Source organism: uncultured Fibrella sp. (assembly GCF_964250085.1).
Taxonomy (GTDB): Bacteria; Bacteroidota; Bacteroidia; order Cytophagales; family Spirosomataceae; genus Fibrella.
This window is the reverse complement of the sequence record NZ_CAXUEC010000003.1, coordinates 301,716-318,322: the sequence shown is the minus strand read 5'-3', so window position 1 is coordinate 318,322 and position 16,607 is coordinate 301,716. Positions and strand designations below refer to the sequence as shown.

General features: G+C 52.4%; 16 protein-coding genes and 1 other RNA gene. 3 read left to right on the top strand and 14 right to left on the bottom strand.

What is annotated here, in order from left to right:
- Positions 1-32: 32 nt before the first annotated feature.
- From ACFE8Q_RS10800 to ACFE8Q_RS10775, 6 genes are all read right to left on the bottom strand, one after another.
- Positions 33-1,070 carry an acyl-CoA reductase gene (locus tag ACFE8Q_RS10800; RefSeq protein WP_375445402.1) on the bottom strand — a complete coding sequence of 346 codons (1,038 nt, stop codon included), beginning with the start codon at positions 1,068-1,070 and terminating at the stop codon, positions 33-35.
- A 113-nt stretch (positions 1,071-1,183) separates the two neighbouring features.
- Positions 1,184-1,861 (bottom strand): tRNA (guanosine(37)-N1)-methyltransferase TrmD, encoded by a 678-nt coding sequence (gene trmD, locus ACFE8Q_RS10795; RefSeq protein WP_375445401.1) that lies wholly within the window; start codon positions 1,859-1,861, stop codon positions 1,184-1,186.
- A 7-nt stretch (positions 1,862-1,868) separates the two neighbouring features.
- Positions 1,869-2,471 carry a ribosome maturation factor RimM gene (gene rimM / locus ACFE8Q_RS10790; protein WP_375445400.1) on the bottom strand — a complete coding sequence of 201 codons (603 nt, stop codon included), beginning with the start codon at positions 2,469-2,471 and terminating at the stop codon, positions 1,869-1,871.
- A gap of 199 nt (positions 2,472-2,670) precedes the next feature.
- A complete protein-coding gene (locus tag ACFE8Q_RS10785; protein WP_375445399.1) occupies positions 2,671-3,303 on the bottom strand; it encodes a 30S ribosomal protein S16 in 633 nt (210 codons plus the stop codon).
- A 173-nt stretch (positions 3,304-3,476) separates the two neighbouring features.
- An RNA gene (gene rnpB, locus ACFE8Q_RS10780) (RNase P RNA component class A) lies at positions 3,477-3,948 on the bottom strand.
- Between the two features lie 136 nt (positions 3,949-4,084).
- The gene (locus tag ACFE8Q_RS10775; protein WP_375445398.1) at positions 4,085-4,969 is read right to left on the bottom strand and encodes an NAD(P)H-binding protein; all 885 of its coding nucleotides are present in this window, start codon (positions 4,967-4,969) and stop codon (positions 4,085-4,087) included.
- A gap of 144 nt (positions 4,970-5,113) precedes the next feature.
- On the opposite strand from ACFE8Q_RS10775, the gene ACFE8Q_RS10770 reads away from it, so the two are divergent.
- The gene (locus tag ACFE8Q_RS10770; protein ID WP_375445397.1) at positions 5,114-5,728 is read left to right on the top strand and encodes an exonuclease domain-containing protein; all 615 of its coding nucleotides are present in this window, start codon (positions 5,114-5,116) and stop codon (positions 5,726-5,728) included.
- Positions 5,729-5,822: 94 nt separating this feature from the next.
- On the opposite strand, the gene ACFE8Q_RS10765 is transcribed toward ACFE8Q_RS10770, so the two are convergent.
- The 5 genes from ACFE8Q_RS10765 to ACFE8Q_RS10745 form a co-directional block, all read right to left on the bottom strand.
- Entirely contained in the window at positions 5,823-6,338 is a 516-nt protein-coding gene (locus ACFE8Q_RS10765) for an acyl-CoA thioesterase (protein ID WP_375445396.1), read from the bottom strand.
- Between the two features lie 94 nt (positions 6,339-6,432).
- Positions 6,433-6,942 (bottom strand): DUF6992 family protein, encoded by a 510-nt coding sequence (locus ACFE8Q_RS10760; protein ID WP_375445395.1) that lies wholly within the window; start codon positions 6,940-6,942, stop codon positions 6,433-6,435.
- 83 nt (positions 6,943-7,025) lie between these two features.
- Complete coding sequence (locus ACFE8Q_RS10755; protein WP_375445394.1) at positions 7,026-7,367, bottom strand: DoxX family protein; 342 nt, start codon at positions 7,365-7,367, stop codon at positions 7,026-7,028.
- 43 nt (positions 7,368-7,410) lie between these two features.
- A complete protein-coding gene (locus ACFE8Q_RS10750; protein ID WP_375445393.1) occupies positions 7,411-8,730 on the bottom strand; it encodes an anthranilate synthase component I family protein in 1,320 nt (439 codons plus the stop codon).
- The gene (locus ACFE8Q_RS10745; protein WP_375445392.1) at positions 8,727-9,770 is read right to left on the bottom strand and encodes an NYN domain-containing protein; all 1,044 of its coding nucleotides are present in this window, start codon (positions 9,768-9,770) and stop codon (positions 8,727-8,729) included. Before ACFE8Q_RS10745 ends, ACFE8Q_RS10750 begins: the two co-directional genes overlap by 4 nt.
- Positions 9,771-10,097: 327 nt before the next feature.
- On the opposite strand from ACFE8Q_RS10745, the gene hisB reads away from it, so the two are divergent.
- Positions 10,098-11,246, top strand: a complete 1,149-nt coding sequence (hisB, locus tag ACFE8Q_RS10740; RefSeq protein WP_375445391.1) for a bifunctional histidinol-phosphatase/imidazoleglycerol-phosphate dehydratase HisB — start codon at positions 10,098-10,100, stop codon at positions 11,244-11,246.
- 61 nt (positions 11,247-11,307) lie between these two features.
- Here the strand turns inward: hisB and ACFE8Q_RS10735 are convergent, their stop codons facing one another.
- Both ACFE8Q_RS10735 and ACFE8Q_RS10730 read right to left on the bottom strand, forming a co-directional pair.
- Entirely contained in the window at positions 11,308-11,793 is a 486-nt protein-coding gene (locus tag ACFE8Q_RS10735; RefSeq protein WP_375445390.1) for a CHRD domain-containing protein, read from the bottom strand.
- Between the two features lie 200 nt (positions 11,794-11,993).
- The gene (locus tag ACFE8Q_RS10730) at positions 11,994-12,803 is read right to left on the bottom strand and encodes a CHRD domain-containing protein (RefSeq protein ID WP_375445389.1); all 810 of its coding nucleotides are present in this window, start codon (positions 12,801-12,803) and stop codon (positions 11,994-11,996) included.
- A gap of 466 nt (positions 12,804-13,269) precedes the next feature.
- Here ACFE8Q_RS10730 and ACFE8Q_RS10725 point away from each other — a divergent pair, with 466 nt between their 5' ends.
- A complete protein-coding gene (locus ACFE8Q_RS10725; protein WP_375445388.1) occupies positions 13,270-15,537 on the top strand; it encodes an aconitate hydratase in 2,268 nt (755 codons plus the stop codon).
- 113 nt (positions 15,538-15,650) lie between these two features.
- Here ACFE8Q_RS10725 and ACFE8Q_RS10720 read toward each other — a convergent pair whose 3' ends face one another.
- On the bottom strand, positions 15,651-16,439 hold the full coding sequence (locus tag ACFE8Q_RS10720) for an NIPSNAP family protein (protein ID WP_375445387.1): 789 nt from the start codon (positions 16,437-16,439) through the stop codon (positions 15,651-15,653).
- Between the last annotated feature and the right edge of the window lie 168 nt (positions 16,440-16,607).

Here is a 16,607-nt window from a genome sequence, read left to right as displayed (position 1 = left end):
CCTTATTTGGCCACCAAGTAATTGGCTGACTGTTAAGGAATAGAGGTCAGGAATTGCATCGTATCCACGCCATCGGCGTAGTCCATCAGGCCCGGAAACTGCGTTTGCCCGAATGGCACTGACCCGGCATACCAGCCATTGGCCGAGGCCACCACCTGAATTTTGTCGGCGTACCCCGCCAGCAGTGTTTTCAGGTGATCAAGACTCTGATAGGTCTGGTAGTAGACCACCGAAATGGGCGATACCAGCCCCGGCTGCTCGGTGATCATCAGAAACCCATTGTCCAGGTGCTCAACGCGGTTTACCAGGTAGATAGACCGGTTGTAGTCGTAGTTGTTGGAGTACTTATGCTGGCTTAAGAACTCAGTTGACCGTGGTTCAAGCGTATGCAGCAATGGCGTGAAACTATAGGGGTGCCCGTCGTAATCAGCAGGCACAAACAGTGTCGATACGTTCCGGCAGCCCAGGCCAAAATAGGTCAGTATGTCGTCGCCCAGCAGGGCCAGTTGCTCCGTCGTTTCGTCGCCCGTCAGCACGGCCACCGACGAGCGATTATGCCGGATGATGTTCGGTTTCTTGGCGAAATAGTAGGTAAAATAACGGGCGGTGTTATCGCTGCCTGTCGCAATAAATGCATCAGCCTCGTTCAGGCGGTCCACAATTTTGATGCGCTCGGCAAAGGTTGGTTCAACTTCTTTCAGCGTGTGAATCAGGTAGCGCATCAACAGTTCATCCAGGCTACTGAGCTTAGCCAGCAGGTTATGGCCACTGATCAGTACGCACAACATATCGTGGAAACCAACTGCCGGAATATTGCCTGCCATCACCACACCCACCCACCGGGGCAAAGCGGGTTCGGCCGGATAGTGACTCGTCCACTCTGTAAGGGCATCATGGGTAAGCATACGCTGCGCAATGGCATCCAGCGCCCGTTGTACATTCTCCGGGTTGAACCAGTTATTTTTAGAATTGGCTCGGTACGCTGCTTCTTCCCGATCTGCCCGGCGGGCAGGGTCGCGGAGCACGTCACCGAGTTTTACAAAAGCAGCTATTCGTTGTTGACAGTTCATGTTTTTGAAGGTCCAAGGTTCAATGTTCAATGTTTAAAGTCGCTCCGCTAGCTAACGGAGTCGTGTTTTAGCAGAGCAACTTTGACCCTTGAACATTAGACCTTAAACTATATTTATTCGCCCAACAGATCAGGCCTCCGCGCCTGGGTACGTGCCAGTGCCTGCTCGTAGCGCCAGTTGTCGATCATCGCTTCGTGGCCCGACAGTAGAATCTCGGGTACGTTCCACCCCTCGAAACTGGCGGGGCGGGTGTAGATGGGCGGAGCCAGCAGATCATCCTGAAAGGAGTCGGTCAGGGCCGACGTTTCATCACCCAGCACACCGGGGATCAGGCGAATAAGGGCGTCGGATAATACCGCTGCGGCCAGTTCGCCACCCGACAGTACGTAGTCGCCAATGCTTATTTCGCGCGTAATAAAATGCTCCCGAACCCGCTCGTCGACGCCCTTGTAATGGCCACAAAGGATAATCAGATTCCGGGCCAGCGACAGCCGGTTAACCAGCGGCTGCGCCAGCCGCTCGCCGTCGGGAGTCATGTAAATTACGTCGTCGTAGGTACGTTCGGCCTGGAGTGTGCGGATGCACTTCGCAATAGGTTCGATCTGCATGACCATACCTGCCCCCCCGCCAAACGGATAATCATCAATGCGCCGGTGTTTATCGGCGGTATAGTCGCGGAGGTCGTGCACGAGGACTTCGACATGCCCGCCCTGCTGCGCCCGTTGCAAAATAGAGTGGCCAAAAAAACTGTCGAGCAGCCTCGGCAGGCAGGTAATAATGTCAATCCGCATGGCTCAATCAGGCTTTATCATCGTCATAGTCGGCGTCACCATCAACGGGGAGGTCCGCTTCGGCATCGTCGGGAATACCGGCATCGGTCAGGTATACCTCCAGCAGACCCTCTGGTAGGTCGACGTTCAGCTTTTTGGCTTCCCGGTCTACTGTTTTCACAATGGCACTGTTGATAGGAATCAGCATTTCCTGCCCACGATACTGCATCGCAATCAGGTCCTGCGTGGCCATCGCCATTACAGAGGTAACCGTTCCAAGTGGCCCTTCTGTTTCGTCAACAATCTGGTAGCCAATAATCTCGTGGTAGTAAAACCGGTCGGGATCGGTTATCGCTTCCAGGTTATCGAGTGGGAGCCAAACCGGGCAGTTTATTAGCTTTTTGGCCTCTTCAAGTGTTTCCACGTCCTCCAGCGCCAGAATAGCCCGGTCGCGGTTGATCGAGGAGGATTCAATAAAATAAGGCGTCAGTTCGCCCCGTATTTCGATCAGTACCGAGTCAAGGTCCTCATACTCAGACGGGTCATCTACATCCAGAAAAAGTACCACTTCTCCGTTCAGCCCGTGCGTCTTGGTAATATGCCCCAGTTGAAAGCAATCGTCTTTGGTCATGCTTGAAAGAAGTTTTAGGTTTCCCGGCGTAACCCCCAACGCCCTAAAGGGAGCTAAACCAGCCGGCGGAGCATTAGCCCCCTTTAGGGCGTTGGGGGTTACACCGGGAAACCTAAAACAGTTTATTTTTATTAACTTCTTTTTCTACAAAAAAAGCCTGCTCGGTTGAACAGGCTTTTTGCATTGACATGAATGCGGATTAGGCAGCCGGTTCGTCAGTTGCAGGTACGTCTGCGGCAGCGGGCGCTTCAGCAACTGGCGTTTCTTCAGCAGCCGTCTCAGCTACTGGCGCTTCTTCAGTAGCGGTTTCAGCTACCGGTGCTTCTTCGGCCGCAGGGGCTTCTTCAGCAGGTGCTTCCACTACAGGCTCTTCCACTTTGTACTTGGCCGCAATGGCTTCGGCACGGGCAGCACTCACCTTCTGTTCAGCGGCCAGACGATCCTGACGGGCTTTGTCTTTCGCCTGATCTTTCGTGTCGGCAGTACCAGCTACGCGATTGGCTTTATCGTCTTTCCAGGCGTTAAATTTCTCGTCGGCTGCTTCCTGCGTGATAGCGCCTTTTACAACACCCACCTGAAGGTGTTTCTTCAGCATGATACCTTCGTGCGAAAAAATCGAACGGGTGGTATCTGATGGCTGCGCACCAACCATCAGCCAGTGAACGGCACGGTCGGCCTGCAACACGATGCGGGCAGGGTCAATGTTTGGGTTGTACGAACCGATTTTCTCGATGTACTTACCGTCGCGTGGTGATTTTGACTCAGCTACTACGATATCATAGATAGCCATACGTTTGCGTCCACGACGCGCTAAGCGAATTTTAACTGCCATTGTCTGGAGTTTTTAATACCCGGAAAGAACTCGTCTTTCCATGGGGGGAGCTCGTCCCCCGGGTGAAACATGGCCGCAAAGGTACAAAAAAAAGTTTACTGTTTTCTGTTGCTCCGCTCAGGTACGTGCTGTACAAGCGGAGCAACAGAAAACAGTAAACTAGAAAAACGCTACATCGACCCGAGTCTATAAGCCGGATTCTGTCGGCCCGACCGTACCCGTGGGCGCGTCGGACCGTCTTACCATTTATCTGGGAGAGCCGTCACCGACTCCCTCTATCGACCTACCCGTACCGGCACGCTGCCCTTGCAGGCAGAAATGGAGACGAGCAGCCCCGCATCCGGTACATATTTGGTCTTTCAGCCCCTAAGGTTTATCCTGCCCCGCTGGTCGCCCAGCGCGCGGTGGTCTCTTACACCCCCTTTTCACCCTTACCGAAACAATGGTCAATTATCAATGAACAATTATCTGTTTACACTAAAAAGTAATTGATAATTGACCATTGTTTCGGCGGTATCTTTTCTGTGACACTGGCTGTCGAACGGTGGTTACCCGCCGCCCGCCTTCCCGTTAGGAAGTAGGGTGCTCTATGCTGTCCGGACTTTCCTCCCCGCCCGAAAGCGAGGCGATAAGACGACCCGGGTCGTTGTAACGCAGCGCAAAGGTACAGGTAAAAAGTGGAAAGGTGTATTGGGCGGCATAGTGCCGGGTCTGGACAGTCTGCTAGTCCTGCATCAGCAAAACCATAACAATTTTCCAGACCCGGCTCGCCTTTTCACTTCTATGCCTGAAAGGCGGGGGCAAACTCATTCTGAGCAAAATCTTCGAGCTTGGTTTTGCTCAGAGGTGGTCGGTTGGCCACATAATCGGCCTGCATGGAGCCATCGCGCAGGGAAGCGCCCATCTCGGTGTAGTTGCTGGCGACCTCCTCGTTCAGGCCCGCCTGAAGCATACCCTGCTTATTCTGATCATCCGGGAATACGATCCAGGGTGTTTCGGGCCTACCAACAGCAGTGCCCAAAATCCGGGCGATTTCGGGGCCTGTTTTTTCATCACCAGCAATGTAACGTACCTGGAAACGAGTGAAATCGAGACGAAGAAGCTCCTCAAGGGCTGCTTCAGCAATGTCATTGGTATGGACCAGTGCAAGCGGCTCATCCCCAAAGTTGGCACCCATGATGCCCATTCCTTTCACCATACCGATCATGCCAAACAGGTTTTGCATATAGTACGATGGGCGTAATGCCTTGACATTCAAGCCATCTACCGTTTTTAGCTTCTGTTCAAGATCATATAAGCCGTCCACGGGTCCAGTTCCCTGCCCTTTGTGCGCGCCTATGCTGCTCAGCATTACGACAAACCGGATATCATTGGCTTTGATAGCCGCCACGTAGTTATCGCCTACCTGATTGTGATAACCCCGCCAGTCGGTCGTGTCCATTTTGGGAGGAACCATGAGGTACACCGCGTCGGCATCAGCGAACGCAGCCGTGACGAAAGAAGCATCTGACACATCGCCAACGGCTGCTTTAGCACCCAATGCGTCAATTTTAGCGGCTGTTTCGGGCTTACTAGTCAATACCGTAACAGTGTGGCCAGCCTGTAGAAGCCCTTCTGTAATTGGCTTACCCGTGTGGCCCAACGACCCCGTAATAACGTAATGCATGATGATAAACTGGTTAGTGGTTAACAATATTTGTATGTACAAACAAAACGATCTCAGTTATAAATAGTTCAGTGAATCCATCACACTTTTTTACTTTTGTTGATCTGTTTTACTTTATCTCAGCCTAAACGCTGACGAACACCAATGCCTTTTTTAGTACTGGACCTGGAAATGTCTGGCCCCGAGCCGGGCTATAACGAAATCATCCAACTGGGTGCTGTTCTGTTTGATGATAACTGGGTTGAGAAAGGGCAGTATTTGACCAACGTGTACCCGGAGAATGCAGAAGCGTTCACTGCCTCGGCCGAAAAAGTCCACAACCTCTCCCTGGCCGATCTCGACGACGCACCCATGATCTACGACGTTATCCCGGCGTTTGAGAACTGGATTTGCGAGAAACTGTCCATTCGTGTTCCACCCAATCAAATCGACAAAACGCCCTTTCTGCGGAATGTGACCATCTGCGGACAGAGCGTGATGCACGACATCAATTTCCTGAAGCAGGCTTACACTGACGAGAAGCTGAAATGGCCCTTCTCCCGTACGCTGGTCGATCTGCATACGCTCAGTTATTTTGTATTTCGGGTGTTGCAGAAGAATGGCAAACCCACGCCCAAAAGCCTGAGCCTGACCGCCATTGCCGCCCACTTCGGCTTCGAGCGGGAAGATTCATTCCACAACGCCTTGGAAGACGCCATCCTGACGGCGCAATGCCTGAAAACCATTTTCGCCCTCGGCGATGGATTCAAAATGGCATAAACTGGATGGGGGATATGGGATTGGGGATTTGTTGCTGACGCAAGAATAGGCGTGCGTCAGCAACAAATCCCCAATCCCATATCCCCCATCCAGTTTACATTTCCAGTAAAGCACGAAGCTCAGTGGCTTCCTGAGGTTTCATTCGACCGGCCAGCACAAGGCGCAGTTGCCGACGGCGGAGCGCGGATTCGTACCGGGCTTTTTCATCATCAGTTTCAGCAATCACGGGCGGCACTTCGATGGGGCGTCCGCTCTGGTCAACGGCCACAAAGGTGTAGTAGGCGCTGTTGGTACTAACCCGAACGCCCGCCGGAATATCTTCGGCCCACACTTCGATAAACACTTCCATCGATGAACTGAATGCCCGGGTCACCTGCGCTTTCATAGTCACAATGTTGCCCAGCTTAATGGGCTCCGCAAACGATACGTTGTCGACCGAAGCCGTCACCACAATCCGGTTTGAGTGCTTTTGGGCGGCAATGGCGGCGGCAATATCCATGAAGTGGAGCAGTCGTCCACCCATCAGGTTGTTGAGCGTATTGGTATCGTTGGGTAGCACCATCTCGGTCATGATGGTATGCGATTCACTGGCGCGTTTGGGTTGCGGCATTCAGAAGATGACGATAAACGTCGGCTGGTTGATTAAGTACTTGGGGAAGTTTTTTTGACAGGATTTACATGATTAACAGGCTTTTCTGTTTGTTTTAGTTACTCCGAAACAAACAGAAAAGCCTGTTAATCATGTAAATCCTGTCAAAAAAACTTCCTGCGAAAATAACAGACGAAACCCTGATTGCTACCGGATGGGAATCGTTATGCCCACGCCCATCGTCGAGCCCTGCGTTGAACAGCAGGGTCTGCTTCATCGAGTTGTGCTTTTGTACAGCCTCGCCCAGCGTTTCCGATTCAGGATGCTGCTTGCGTAAGCCCAACAGGCCTAGACCGGCAATCCCCAGATTGACGGCGTTCCAGTACAGGTTCATCTGGTGAATGTACTTGGTCTCACCCGACGATTGACCAATGGCAACCCCGCTCACGGCCAGATTAGCCAGCGCGTAGCCGCCCAACGTCAACCCCAATGTTCGGGTGTGATTGTATCGATCCTGGCTAAACTGCAGGCGCTCGGCTGCCGACGCAGCCAACGGTTGACCATGCGCAAGTTGACCAGCAAGGGAAGCGCCAACGGTATAAAGGATAGCGTGTAATCGGTTCATAAACAGTCTGGAAAATTCCTATTCGTTATACTAACCTGACATAAACGGATAAGTTTTCAACCAGCCGATTCGACGTTCCCGACTCATTTCGTGAACTGATACGCCCACCAGATAAGGAGCCCTTGAAGTGGTAACCGCCCCCACCGTAGCCAGGGCGACATTTGCTGGAATTTCTCGCCTACGGCCATGTAATAATTCGCTGGAAATACGGCGATCAGCAGGGCGATCAGGCCCCAGGCTGCCCACACGCGCGTGGCCGGAAACAGCAACCCAACGCCCACCAGCACCTCGGCCACGCCACTCCAGAACACCAGCGCCTGATGAGCGGGCAGGTAAGGCGGCATGATGTACAAGTAAAATTTCGGGCGAACAAAATGCCAGATCCCCGCCAGAATATAAATGGCAGACATGATATAAAGCGACATAACATCAGGGTTTAGAACCAACCCACAAGGTACGCAACACGGGCTATTCCCCTTCCAGCACCGCCCGCATGGCACTGGCTTTCAACAAACATTCGGCATACTCCTGCAATGGGTCAGCGTCGTAGGTAATGGCACTCCCCACACTGAAGCTGGCGTAGCAGTCGGCAGCGTTGTAGAGGATACTGCGAATGACCACGCTGAAATCGAAATCGCCATCGGGCGTGATGTAGCCAATCACTCCTGAATAAACGCCCCGCCGACTAGCTTCCAGTTCATCGATGCGCTCCATGGCCCGAATCTTTGGTGCGCCTGTCATGCTGCCCATCGGAAATGCATGGCCCAGCACTTCGGCCAGCGACGCATCGGAGCGCACCGTTGCCGACACCGTTGAAATCATCTGGTGCACCTGCTGAAAGGTATAAATACCAAACAACTCATCGACCCGCACCGACCCGGTTTCGGCCGACCGGGCCAGATCATTACGGACCAGGTCAACGATCATCAGGTTTTCGGCCTGTTCCTTCTCGCTACTCCGTAACTGCGCTTTCAAGGCCTCATCGTCAGCGCTGGTTTGGCCGCGTCGGATGGTGCCTTTTATGGGTTGCGACAGGAGTTTAGTGCCCGTTTTCTTCAGGAATCGCTCCGGCGACGCGCCCATAACGTACCTGTCGTGTTGTTTCAGGAAGACCGAAAACGGCATTGGTGATCGCTGGCAAAGCGCCCTGTAGGTATCGACGGGCACGAGTTGCAACTGTTCAGCGTAGAACTCCATGCAGTAGTTCAGCTCATACACGTCGCCCGCTTCAATCAACGCCCGGATGTGGTCAACGGCGGCAACGTACCTGGCCTCCGACACCCGCGCCTGTATGGTTGCACCTCCCTTCGCCACTCGCCGGGACGCAGGCAACGTACCTGGCGAAGTCAGCCAGTCAGACCACGGCCCGGCATCGGGTAAGTCGGTATGAATGACGATCGCGTCGGGCTCAAAATCAACCAGGTACGTTGGCTCGAAGAACCAGATAGCTGGAAATCCAAGCCGGTTGGGGTGGCGGCTTTGCAGGTTTTCCAACTGGTTTTTCACGTCGTAGCCAACGTACCCAACCAGATGGCACCGGTGTTGGGCATGAAAGTCGGCCAGCGTCTGCAAATCATGACTGGGTGATTTCTGGGGCGTAAACGAAACGACCCGTTTCGCACCGGCATAGAGTCGGTTGGGAAACGGGTCGTTAGGATAGGTCAGGTCATTGTTGTTCAGGAAAACAACCTGCCCGAATGTTGCTTCAGCAGCAGCTAACAAGGCCCAGCGCCAGTTTGGATAGCCAGCCGGAACTACGTCAGTAACTGCAAAGCGAAATTGGTTCATGGCTGGTATTCAACCACTTGCACATCAACGGCAATATCTTTGCCTTCGTTGTTCTTACCCAGCCTAAACGACACTTCATCATCGATCTGGAAGTCGTTGAAGTCGCCCGCTGTAACACTGGTGTAGTGGAAAAACAGGTTATTCGGCGGCCAGTTGATGAAGCCGTATCCGGTTTTCAGGCTGCGAACCGTGCTGATATGCCGCTCGTCTGAGTTCTCGAAATCGGGCTGCATATCGTCTTCGCCTTCGCTTTCACCAGGCAGCAACTGCACATTCTCGTCCGTGAAATTCGGGTTCTGGTACGTACCTGTTCCGTTTCCATTCCCGTTGATGGCTCCATTCTGGTAGAACTGACGGGGCGGCGCATCGGCACGGGGCTGTTGTTTCACAAATAAATCCCGAATCAGCGAATCGTTCTTTTTGAGGCGATTATCAATGATTTCATGCATCGGTACCGGGTACGACACCTCTTCGAGCAGGTCCTGCGAGGTGCGGGTCACCATTTTTTCCCCTTCGTCATTGAGGTATTCAAAATCCCAGCTCAATACCATTACCCGCGTACCCAGCGTGTTCAGTTTTCGAATCAGCGGCACGTAGTCACCGTCGGCCGTGATCAGCACTACCACGTCGAATTCTTTGTAGGTAGCCAGTTCGTAGGTCTCCAGCGCCAGCCATACATCGATTCCTTTTTCCTGCCGGTAACCCTGATACGTCTTCACAGGCAGGTAATGAGTCACTACACCTTCCGACATCAGGATATCGTCGAAAAGGCGATCGTAGAATAGCTGGTTGCCCCGTTGGCTGGCTTCGTGCGCATTTAGCCGCCCCCGGAAGTAATGCGCATCAACAATCTGGCAAAGGTGTTTATCGGTATCTTCAGCATCGGCTACCTGATTACGAATAAACCCGTGCAACCCCGATATGCTGATACGGCTGCGACGTTCGTGCGAATAATTGTAGTAGTTACTTACATGAAGAAAATAATTACCATCATAGAAAACCCCGATCCGGGTAAGTTTAGTACGTCTTGACTGCTGCATTTTTTGTACGAAAAACGATTATATATGGAAATCTGGTTATTAATTACAGGGTACGAAATTCTGGCTTATGGGGATTTGTCGATTGAAAACCGGGTAGGGAAATGAGCGACAGTTTGTTTACAAAACAATCTTCTTTGTTAATCCTATCGTTAGCAAATACCTATTTGAATGCCTTTACTTTTACTTCGTTGCACTAAGTATACGGAGGTAGCTATATGCCGACATTAGCGGCTATTTTACTCGATTTTTATGCCCAAATATAGCGCAAAAACTGGTTTCAACGCGATTATGGCCGATTCTTTCTCCCCGACCAATTAACTTGCGGCCATGCAACCCCTATTATTCATCGACCGCGACGGTACGCTCATTATCGAACCGCAGTCCGACTTTCAGATCGATTCGCTCGATAAACTCGAATTCGTCCCTAATGTGCTATCAGCCCTGCGGAAAATTGCCGAAGAAACGCCTTACCAACTGGTTATGGTAACTAACCAGGACGGACTGGGCACGGCGGCGTTTCCCGAAGAAACCTTCTGGCCCGCTCATAACAAGATGATGCGGACACTCGAAAACGAGAACATTCACTTCGCCGCCCAGCACATCGACCGCACTTTCCCCGCCGACAACGTACCTACACGCAAGCCCGGCACCGGCATGTTGACGAGTTACTTTTCTGATACCTATGATTTGCCCAACAGCTATGTCATCGGCGACCGCCTGACCGACGTGAAACTGGCCCTTAATCTTGGTGCGAAAGCGATTCTATTTATTCCGCCAAACATAAACCCGGATACCCAGGCAGCCGATACCGACGGGTTAACCGACGAGATGAAGCAGGCTATTGCCCTGACAACCAGCGACTGGAACGAAATTTATACGTTTCTTCGCCTGCCCGCCCGTACTGCCCGTGTGGAACGAAACACCAACGAAACAAAGATCAGGATTGAGCTGAATCTGGATGGAACGGGCCGGGCGGATATGCACACAGGTCTCGGCTTTTTCGACCACATGCTCGACCAGTTGGCGAAGCATTCCGGGGCAGACCTGAGCATTCACGTCGACGGTGACCTGCACATCGACGAGCACCACACGATTGAAGATACGGCGCTGGCTCTTGGTGAAGCCTATCGGCAGGCACTTGGCAACAAACGGGGTATTAGCCGATACGGTTTTTTGTTGCCGATGGACGAAGCCCTGGCGCAGGTAGCCATCGACTTTTCGGGTCGGCCCTGGCTGGTGTGGGATGCCGAATTCAAGCGGGAAAAAATCGGCGAAATGCCGACAGAAATGTTCTTCCACTTTTTCAAATCATTCGCCGACACCGCTCAGGCGAATGTAAATATCAAGGTCGACGGCGATAATGAACATCACAAGATCGAAGCGATCTTCAAGGCCTTTGCCAAAGCCATCAAAATGGCGGTGAAACGTGATATTAAAGCGCTAGACAGCCTGCCAAGCACGAAGGGTGTTCTATAAATTTCAGGTGCTTCGCTATTCAACGGGATAGTTGAGTGGCGAAGCACCTGAAACTTGAAACTTATTTCACCTTGATATCGCCGCGAATTTCGCCGGCTGGGTAGGCGCTTGTATGGAGATTGGCGTAGAAAAAGCCGTTTTTCATACTATCCACCTGCGACTGGCGGAGCGTGCTGGTTGTGCCGATGATGGGCGAGGTCAGCGAGGCGAACGGAATGGTTACCGGGCCAGTGCCATCGGCGGCAGTAACACGGTGCAGGTGACCGGCGATTGGCGTGATGCCAGAGTAAGTCACCGTGTAGCTCAATACCCGCGACGTTTGATCGATGCTGCCGACGAACGTACCTGTAGCAGCCGATGTGGTCGACGTTGGTTTTTCGCTGGCCCCATTCAGCGAAGCGGTCAATGCTATAGGCTGTAGCACTGGCGGAACAGAAATATAATTTGTTGAGAGCGAATTTTCATAGCAACTGCTCAGGCCAAATACAGTGCTGATAAGAAGGGCGGCGGCTAGTGTAATGCGTTTCCGGGTTGTAAACATGATCATGAAGATTTGGTTGATTACGGCTAAATAAGCACAAATCCGCGGCAATTGTTACAAATCAAGCTCCAGGTTCTTCTATACGGTAAGCTCAATCGATTGAACAGACCGGCTATCATGGTCAGATAACCAGACCAAAAGTAAGGGCCCGACTACCTCGGAAGCGGTAGTCAAGGCCCTTAATCAGCACTCGTTCATCATAGGAATTATTTGACGTCGCCGCGTATTTCACCCCCTGGAAAAACTGTTGTGTGTAGGTTCGCGTAGTAGAACCCATTAAATAAACTGTCTAGCCGTCCGTTGGTCGTCAACGTAGTTGTGCCAATAATTGGCGACACCAGGCTGGCAAACGGAATTTCGACGCCACCCGTGCCGTTGGCCGCCGTAATCCGGTGCAGGTGACCAGCCGTTGGTGCAAGACCAGAATACGTTACGGTATAGCTAAGCACCCGCGTTGCCGGATCAACAACGCCCGCGAACGTACCTGAAGCCGCTGAGGTGTTGGACGTCGGCTTTTCAGACGCTCCGTTCAGGGTAGCATTTAATTTGACCGGTCCACTCACGCGTACGTTCCCCCGGATTTCGCCGTTCGGATAGGCCGTAGTATGGAGGTTGGCGTAGTAAAAGCCATTGATCAGACTATCAACCTTTCCAACAGTACTGATTGTGGTTGTGCCAATGATCGGCGAGGCTAAACTGGCAAACGGAACATCAACGCCGCCTGTACCGTTGGCCGCCGTGACCCGGTGCAAATGCCCGGCTGTAGGCGTAAGGCCCGAATATGTCAGCGTATAGCTTAATACACGAGACGCCCGGTCGAGTTGCCCAACGAACGTACCTGTTGCGGCAGACGTAGCTGACGTGGGCTTTTCGCCAGCACCCGACAGCGTTGTTACGAGCAGGATGGGTGGATCAGGCGTAACAGCGGGGGTTGTATCCCCATTTTTGCAGGCAGTGAACAGAATGGCCAGTGCCGAAAAGGCAGCGAGCTTCACAATTGGAGAATTCAGGATCATATTGAAGGTGACTAGTAAGTGTACTGATTAACTTTACCATAACAGTGTACGTAGTAACTAGTAAAATGGATGCTTCACCTGCCATTTTCTACCACTTATTTTTACTTAGCTGTTCAGCGGCGGCCTACAAAGCAAGCGGGCGACGCCAACACAGACCGGTGAGTTTCCTATTTTTCATTCGTTGACAAGCGAGTTAGCCGACTAATAATCCACACTACAGACTAATCATACTATCTACTTTGCGGGTAAAGACGGTCTGTAAGGTAGTGTGCTGGTCAGAAGGCAACGTTGAGCAAACGGCCCCGCAAACTGGGCGGCAAGGTGGCTTGTACAGACTAGCGCAGAGAATATTTCCAAGACGAATGAGAATCACCTAATTTTGGCGCAACAATCGGAATTCATTCGGGCAAATCGGTGGTTATTCTGATGTATCCCCTTATTCAGTAATCGTTATCTCTTTTTTATTATGGCTTTTGACTTAGATATGATTCAGCACGTATACGCCCAACTGGGCGAGCGTGTCGAAGCAGCCCGGCAGGCAGTCGGCAAACCCCTGACGTTGTCGGAGAAAATTTTATACACGCACCTTTCGTCAGGTCCGGCTACCGAAGCCTTCGAGCGGGGGAAAGCCTACGTTGACTTCGCGCCCGACCGCGTTGCCATGCAGGATGCCACGGCCCAGATGGCCCTGTTGCAGTTCATGCAGGCTGGTCGGCCACAGGTTGCCGTTCCCTCAACGGTACACTGCGATCACCTGATCCAGGCCGAAGTAGGTGCTACCGCCGACTTAGCCACCGCCAACAGTAAAAACAAAGAGGTATACGATTTCCTGTCGTCGATTTCCAATAAATACGGCATTGGTTTCTGGAAGCCCGGTGCAGGTATCATTCACCAGGTGGTGATCGAAAACTACGCTTTCCCCGGCGGCATGATGATCGGTACCGATTCGCACACGCCAAACGCGGGTGGCCTTGGTATGATCGCCATCGGTGTTGGTGGCGCAGACGCCTGCGACGTAATGGCGGGCCTTGCCTGGGAACTGAAAATGCCCAAACTGATCGGTGTGAAGCTGACCGGCAAACTGTCGGGCTGGGCATCGGCCAAAGACGTTATCCTTCGTGTGGCGGGTATCCTGACCGTGAAAGGCGGTACGGGCTGCATCGTCGAATACTTTGGCGACGGTGCCGAAAGCCTGTCGGCCACGGGTAAAGGCACGATCTGTAACATGGGTGCTGAAATTGGCGCAACGACGTCGATCTTTACCTACGACGAGAAGATGGCCGATTACCTTCGCGCCACCAGCCGCGCCGATATTGCGGATGCTGCCGATGCCGTGAAGCAACACCTGCGTGCCGATGATGAAGTATACGCTGATCCCGCCTCGTACTACGATCAACTGATCGAAATAGACCTGAACACGTTGGAACCGCACATCAACGGTCCGTTTACACCTGACCTCGCCTGGCCCCTGTCGAACTTCGCCAAAGCGGTTCGTGAAAACAACTGGCCCGAGAAACTGGATGTGGGTCTGATCGGCTCGTGCACCAACTCAAGTTACGAAGACATGACCCGTGCGGCCTCGATTGCAGCACAGGCGGCGACAAAAAACCTGAAAACAAAATCAGAATATACGGTTACACCGGGTTCTGAACTGGTTCGGTTCACGGCCCAGCGCGACGGTCTGCTGACGACGTTTGAGAGCATTGGCGGCGTAGTATTGGCTAATGCCTGCGGTCCCTGCATCGGGCAGTGGGCGCGTCACATGGACGACCCTACCCGCAAGAATTCGATCATCACGTCGTTCAACCGGAACTTTGCCAAGCGGAACGACGGTAACGCCAGCACCCACGCATTCGTGGCCTCGCCCGAAATCGTAACGGCCCTGGCCATTGCTGGTGACCTGACGTTTAACCCAATGACCGACACGCTGACCAACGAAGCCGGTGAGCAGGTGATGCTCGACGAGCCACAAGGCATCGAGCAACCAGTAAACGGGTATGCCGTTGACGATGCGGGCTACCAGGCTCCTGCCGAAGATGGATCGACGGTTCAGATTGCCGTATCGCCAATATCAGATCGGCTGCAACTACTGGAGTCGTTCCCGGTCTGGGAAGGCACCGACCTGAGCGGTCTGAAACTGCTGATCAAAGCGAAAGGCAAGTGTACAACCGACCATATTTCGATGGCGGGCCCCTGGCTGAAATTCCGTGGTCACCTCGACAACATCTCGAACAACATGCTGATCGGCGCGGTGAACTTCTACACGGAGAAAACCAACGCTGTGAAGAATCAGTTGACTGGCGAATACGGCGAAGTACCAGCCGTACAGCGGGCGTACAAAGCAGCGGGCATTGGCTCGGTGGTTGTCGGTGACGAAAACTACGGTGAAGGTTCATCACGGGAGCACGCGGCCATGGAGCCTCGCTTCCTGGGTGTTCGCGCCATTCTGGTTCGTTCATTCGCCCGTATTCACGAAACCAACCTGAAAAAGCAGGGTATGCTGGCCTTAACATTCGCCAACCCCGCCGATTACGACAAAGTGCAGGAAGACGACAGTATCGACATCAACGGGCTGACCACGTTTGCTCCCGGCCAGCAATTGACGGTAGTACTTCATCACGCCGATGGGTCAACCGATGAGTTCCCGGTGAATCATACCTACAATCAGGGCCAGATCGAGTGGTTCAAAGCTGGTTCGGCGCTCAATCTGATCAAAATGCAGGTTCAGGCATAAGCAGTAATTAAACCTATAAGGTTTCCAAAGACCTTCTAGGTTTAGAAATAGATTAAGTACAAAAAAGGCCTCAGGTACGTACCTGAGGCCTTTTTTGATAAGAGTCAATTGGTTTAAATATCCGAATAATCGGTTGGGTGAAGCAGGTAAATGTCGGCGCGGAGGAAGTTATGTGCGTATTCGGGCAGCGAGTTCAGCGTTTTCCAGGCGGGGTCGGCACTGAACGCTTTCCAATGGGCATCGCGCTCGGTTTTGTTCTCGAACGAGGTCATGTACATCATGCTGGGCAGTTTGGCTCCCGCTTTCACCTGGCCGCAGAAAACGGTGTTGAACCCCAACCGGCTGAAGATATCCAGCTCACCGTTGTTGAACTGACTGATTTTATTTTCGTGCAGTTTTTCGGTGGCCGCTTCGTAGAGGCGCAGTTCATACACCCGCTGGGCTGCCGCGCCTGTCAGTTTCGGCTGAACCAGTTTGGGCATGCCGGCAAAGGCTTCCATTAGTACCGATTCAAACTTTTTGTACGTCGGCTTATTGAACTCAGCGTTCAGGTAATCCTGCCCCGCCGAAGCATACTCTTTGTCTTTAGCCAGCTTGTCAGACAAATCCATGAATTGGTCGACCGACTTGAACGGAATCAGCACGTACACCAGTGAATCGGCTTCTGCACCCGGCTTAAATACGCCTACTTTTTCGATGCCAGCGCGGTGAAGCGCGGGTAAATAAGCCTGTTTCAGGTACGTTTCCAGCCGCTCTTTCTGGTTATTATCGGCCAGGTGATACACTTTTAGCTGGTAGTATTCCCGCTTGGGCGCGAAGCCAACTGCCAGATTAGTAATGAAAATAAAAGCCACAAATAGGCCTGTAAACAGTGTTTTGCCAAATTTAATAGATCGTTGCATGTCGGAAGTTTATAGCATTTACTGAAGTTAGAAAGCACAAAACAGCCGGAATCTTACCCGGCTCTTCAGAAAAAAGTAACGAGGCCTTCAGTCCGTATTTTATCTCGTAAAAGCGGACTGGGCCTCCCCGATTGAAGTCCGCATTACACAGTAGCCAACTCATCGTTA